The sequence below is a fragment of the Azospirillum formosense genome (genome assembly GCF_013340925.1).
Taxonomy (GTDB): domain Bacteria; phylum Pseudomonadota; class Alphaproteobacteria; order Azospirillales; family Azospirillaceae; genus Azospirillum; species Azospirillum formosense.
The window spans coordinates 1-925 of sequence record NZ_WHOR01000522.1; the positions used below are offsets into that span (position 1 = coordinate 1).

At 64.5% G+C, this 925-nt stretch carries 2 protein-coding genes; one reads left to right on the top strand and one right to left on the bottom strand.

The features are described 5' to 3' along the window. On the top strand, positions 1-599 hold a 599-nt coding region (locus tag GBZ26_RS29560), incomplete at its 5' end, for a hypothetical protein (RefSeq protein ID WP_174441822.1). On the opposite strand, the gene GBZ26_RS29565 is transcribed toward GBZ26_RS29560, so the two are convergent. Then, positions 571-861: a YkgJ family cysteine cluster protein gene (locus tag GBZ26_RS29565; protein ID WP_174441823.1), complete on the bottom strand. Its 291-nt coding sequence runs from the start codon at positions 859-861 to the stop codon at positions 571-573. The two genes, GBZ26_RS29560 and GBZ26_RS29565, sit on opposite strands and share 29 nt — an antisense overlap. Between the last annotated feature and the right edge of the window lie 64 nt (positions 862-925).

Genomic DNA, 925 nt, shown 5'->3' on the forward strand with positions numbered 1-925 from the left:
GATCAGGCTTGCTGATCGAGGTTCCGCTGCCGCTGCTGGCTGAGCGATTCGGCGAGGTGGTTCTGGCCGACATGGTTCACACCCGCGGCGCTCGTCTGCAGGCGCGACGCTATTCCAACGTCCGCCTGCTTACCCTAGACGTCACCGGAGCGTTGGCGCCGCTGGACGCCGCCCTCTCCGATGGTTCACCGCTTCCATCACCGTCACCGCCGGACCTGCCGGGGGAGCGGTTTGCTCTCGCCCTGTCCTGCAATCTCCTATCGCAGCTCCCTCTTCTGCCCCTGGACGCCATCGACCGCAAGGCACCGAACACGCCGGAGGCCGAGCGGGAACACTTCGCCCGAGCCCTTGCGCACAGCCATCGTTCCTGGCTTGCCCGCGTCGCCGAACAGGCCACGCTCTTCACCGATATGGAAAGTGTCTGGTTGGAGGACGGCGCGCTTCAGGAGCGCGAGAACTCGCTCTGGGGGCTCGACCTCCCTCACCCCGACCAGACCTGGGACTGGGACATCGCTCCGGCTCCTGAGGAGGACCGCAGGCGCAGCCTGCGTCATCGGGTCGGCGCCTGGTTCAATCTCGCAACCCCAACTGGGCCCTGACGCTGTGACAGGCATCGCTTCCAGCCGTGAATTCACGGCACACCAGGGGACGGTGCTCATAGACGCTGCAAAAAACGGATTCGCCGAGGGTTCCCATCAGTGCGACACAGCGGTTGCCGTTGCATCGCATACGCCCGTCTTCCTTCAAGTGCTCCATGATCCCGTCACCGTCCCAATCGCCGATGAAGGTGGGCCACTCCCAGGAGTAGGCGCAACAGGCTCCGCAGCTTTCGCAATCCGGTACGCCATCCTTGGTCAGCATAGCAATTTCCTGTTCTTCCTCGCCCGCTTGTCCCCTCCCCTGCGCAACGGGGGAGGGTTAGGGT

Bases quoted from the DNA above. Each gene is read 5' to 3' on its own strand.
- GBZ26_RS29565 (WP_174441823.1), bottom strand. From the start codon at position 861: ATGCTGACCAAGGATGGCGTACCGGATTGCGAAAGCTGCGGAGCCTGT.